At 49.2% G+C, this 3,932-nt stretch carries 3 protein-coding genes and 1 riboswitch; all 3 genes read right to left on the minus strand.

All coding sequences use genetic code 11. The features are described 5' to 3' along the window. A partial coding sequence (locus tag GXO76_08255) for a TonB-dependent receptor (protein ID NOY77846.1) occupies positions 1 to 1,932 on the minus strand: 1,932 nt, incomplete at its 3' end. A 284-nt stretch (positions 1,933 to 2,216) separates the two neighbouring features. Beyond that, positions 2,217 to 3,209 (minus strand): thiamine-phosphate kinase, encoded by a 993-nt coding sequence (gene thiL / locus GXO76_08260; GenBank protein ID NOY77847.1) that lies wholly within the window; start codon positions 3,207 to 3,209, stop codon positions 2,217 to 2,219. Between the two features lie 186 nt (positions 3,210 to 3,395). Next, a riboswitch (TPP riboswitch) is annotated at positions 3,396 to 3,496 on the minus strand. A gap of 70 nt (positions 3,497 to 3,566) precedes the next feature. Further along, positions 3,567 to 3,932, minus strand: a 366-nt coding sequence (locus GXO76_08265; GenBank protein NOY77848.1) for an NADH-quinone oxidoreductase subunit N, incomplete at its 5' end; no start/stop codon positions are given.

Here is a 3,932-nt window from a genome sequence, read left to right on the forward strand (position 1 = left end):
GACCTGACTGTAGGGCACGATTTCGTTGCGAAAATTCATCCAGTAGGCATTAAGTTTAACTTGCAAATTCCGGCTGGTGTAACCGCCTCCCAGCTCAAAATCAAGCAGGTCCTCCGGCTTGGTCAGCGGATTTCGCCAATCGATGTAATCCACGGAACCGTCACTTCTGCGGATCGTATCGGAGCGTGCAAAAAGCGGGTGCACACCCAGGTCATCCGGCCCCTGCCACACATCAAACAGGTCGTCATCAGAGGGCTCCCGGTGTGCAACAGAAATATTTCCAAACAGATTGAGCGTCTTCGAAAGGTTGTAGTTCACGCCCAGTTTGGGATTGAGAAACGTGTAATGAACCTCAAATGCGTGCCGGTTGATTCCCCGAAAAAGAGCCACTTCTCGCTGCTTGAAAGTGTACTGCTGAAACTGAAGGTTGAAATCGAGCATGACCGAAAGCGGGGGAACAGGGTGTGCCAATTCGTGTACAAAGAACGTGGCCAGATTTTTCCGTGTGTTGTATCCGTAATATTCCTGATTGGGAACGGCCGAAGGAGGGGCGGGATTGATCCAGATAACGTTTCCCCAGTGGTCGCTCCAGTAGGTGTAGGCGCTCATTCCCAGCGAAAGCGTTCCCTTTGTGTGGGCCCAGTCCAGGCGGGGAATCCAGCCGATTTGGTTCTTTTTGACCCATTTTTGACGGACCAGATCGGCTCGCTTCACCCGTTGAGAGTCGGGTGTAAAAAAGGGCAGAAATCCAAAATCCACCAGTTTTTTGTGCGATTTAAATCCCTCGTAATAGCCGATGCCGTGGATGTAAAACAGGCTGTTGTTTAGGGTCAGGGTGTTCGAAATCTTCCACTGGTGGATCAGTTCGTAGTGCGGTTGATTAAAATTATCGATGGTGTTTTTGTAGGTGATTGGATTATACCGATGATTTTGCTTCAGTGCACTCTCCGGCGAAGCGTACCAGCCTGCGTGAGTTAGTTCCGGGCCGCCGTACACATTGATTTGAGTCGTTGTGTGCGTTCCGTATCGGGATGCACTCAGAAAATAGGCCCAGAGGTTCACGCCGGTGTTTTCACGGTAGCCGTCTGAAAGAATTTTGGAAAAGCGTCCCTGAATGACGTATTTATTTTGAATCAATCCGGAATTGAGATGGAAGGCAAATTTTCGGGTGTTGTAGCTTCCGTAACCCGTGGTTAAGCGGATTTTACTTTCCGATGCGGGTTCTCCGGTTACCACGTTAATCGATCCGCCAAAAGAAGAGCTGCCGTACAGCGAGCTTCCCACGCCGCGCTGAATCTGAATATCCCGTACGGATGAGGCAAGATCAGGCATGTCCACCCAGTAAACCTGGTGATCTTCAGGGTCGTTCAGGGGGATGCCGTTAATCATCACAGAAATCCGTTTCTGGTCAAAACCACGGATTTTGACGTAGGTGTACCCCACACCGTTTCCGGCATCGGAGTACGCATACACGCCGGGAACCTCGGTCAGGAGCATGGGGATGTCCTGTGCCCAGTAATTGGTCTTGAGTTCTTTACGGGAGATGTTGGTAAAAGCGACCGGAGTTTCCCGGAATTTGGCCCGGTTGGCCGTTATCACGATTTCCTGGGTGGAAAGGGTTTGCGGCTGAAGCTCAAAGGCAAGGGTTACCGGTTTTTTCCCGATCAAAACGGTTTTCTGCACGGATTTGTAGCCGATAAAACGCACGGCCACGGTGTACTTTCCCGGCAGAAGTCCGGTTATTCGAAACGAACCGGAGGCATCCGTAGTGGTTCCCAACTGGGTGCCCACCAGAATGACATTTGCTCCCGGCAAGGGACGGTGCGTGGCGGCATCCGTGACGTTTCCGGAGAGGGTGCCCGTTTGTGCCTGTGCCGGAAATGCAATTGCCCAAATCAACAACATCAGAAAAAGTGGTTTTAATGATTTCATTTTTTCGTCCTCCCAAAAATTTTTCATTAAAAGTGAGCCTTGAAAAGATTGGATTTTATTATTTAACTTTTTTCAAACCCACCCCCTCGCTCCCCCTCCCTTATTTAAGGGAGGGGGAAGGGGGGAGGGTCAATAACAGAAAAATGTTACGTAAAAACCTATTTTTTCAATTGATTGTAAAGCGACTCCGTATCAATGGTAAATTAGATTTTATCACAAATTCTTGATTCTATTTTGTCACGAGCAATTGCCTGTGTCAGAATTCTTGATTCTTTCAAAGCTTTTTAAAAATGATTCCATGCCGTGGGTTCAATTTTTATCCGTTTTCCATTTTGTTTTTGAAGATAAAGTTCGCCCGGTTTATCCAGAATCCGGCCAATAATGGTGGCGTTTACCGCCGGACGGAGTTTGGAGCGGACTTCCGAAAAGGCCTCTTCCGGCAGGGTAAACAACAATTCGTAATCTTCTCCGCCATATAAAATCCAATCGAGAACGGAATGCCGGGAGATTTTGGCCCACTCCCTGACGGAGTCGTCCACCGGAAGTGTTTCCTCGTCTATCCGCGCGCCGACACCGCTGGCCTTGCACAGGTGCCCCAGGTCGCCTGCCAGACCGTCACTGATGTCAATCATGGCGTGAACATTTGGAATGGCGCCCAAAATTTGTCCGGCTTCCACCCGTGCGCGGGGTGTTTGCCAGAATTCCAGAACACGCCGATTTTTCTGTTTGAGGGATAGGGATTGTTTGGCCAAAGTTAACCCTGCGGCCCCTTTGCCCAGGCTCCCGGTCACGCAAATCAGATCACCCGGACGGGCGCCGCTTCTTTTTTTCAGATGCTGGGGCAGGATGTGCCCGAACAGGGTCAGCCCTGCTGCAAAATGGGAGGAAGCGGATGTGTTTCCTCCAACGATTTCAGCGCTGAAATGGCGCAATTCCGTCTCCAGGCCTGCAAAAAATTCCTGTGCCTGACGAATTGGAAAATCCGGCGGCAGGGCCAGATCCAGCAGCGCAAAGCGGGGTGTTCCGCCCATGGCAGCCAGATCGCTAAGATTGACGGCGGCCAATTTGCGGCCGAGATTTTGAGGCGTTGTGAGCGGCCAGTCGAAATGAGTCCCCTCAATCTGACTGTCTACCGTACTTAAGAGAAGGTGCTCCTGCGGAAGAGAGACAACCGCGGCATCGTCCCCGATGCCCACCTTGACGGCTTCTGACGGTCGGATTTTCCGGGTCAAAAGCTCGATGAGGCCAAACTCACCCAGATCGTGTAAGTGTTTCATGATTTGTGGCTCTTTTGCGGGAATACCGGCAGGAAAACGGATCAGGGTCTGATTTCCCAACATCTGCAAAAAATGCAGTAGTGAGGGGAATCGATCAAACGGTGTTTAATCCGCCTTTAACGGATTTGGAAAGGATTTCAATAAAAAAACCGCTTTCCAACGTGGAAAACGGTTTTCAATTGAATATGATAAAAATGATCGTTTCCCTGCGCTGGCATTACCCAGATCAGGTTCAAAGGGTGTTTTCTCAGCCTTCCAACAATTGGAAAGCACCCCAAACTGTGATTATTCTATCCCAAAGATCAAAATGCTTTTACATAAATTTAAATACCCGAAATCCAAAATGCAAGTCTTTTTCTATTTTCCGAAAAAGAATCTGATGGATTGGCTTGTAAAGTTTATCACCGGACTCCAGTACAATCCCAGCACCAATGTGGGAACCAAAAAAATCCAGACAAGAACTTTATTGTATAAGGCAATTGGGATTGGGGGAGTGTCTTCCGGTTGATCCAAAAACATAACCTTCACAACGTTTGCGTAATAATAGAGCGAAACCACGCTGTTTAAAACACCGATAACCGCCAGAATGTACCATTGTTGCTGGATGACGGCCGCAAAAAGATAAACCTTTCCGATAAAACCGGCAAACGGCGGCAGCCCTGTGAGCGAAAACATGAATATGGCCAGTGCAATTGCAATGAAGGGAGCACGATAACCCAATCC

Source organism: Calditrichota bacterium (assembly GCA_013151735.1).
GTDB lineage: Bacteria > Zhuqueibacterota > JdFR-76 > JdFR-76 > BMS3Abin05 > BMS3Abin05.

What these genes read in the sequence shown, in the direction of transcription:
- thiL (NOY77847.1), bottom strand. Translation starts at nt 3,209, where the DNA reads ATGAAACACTTACACGATCTGGGTGAGTTTGGCCTCATCGAGCTTTTG.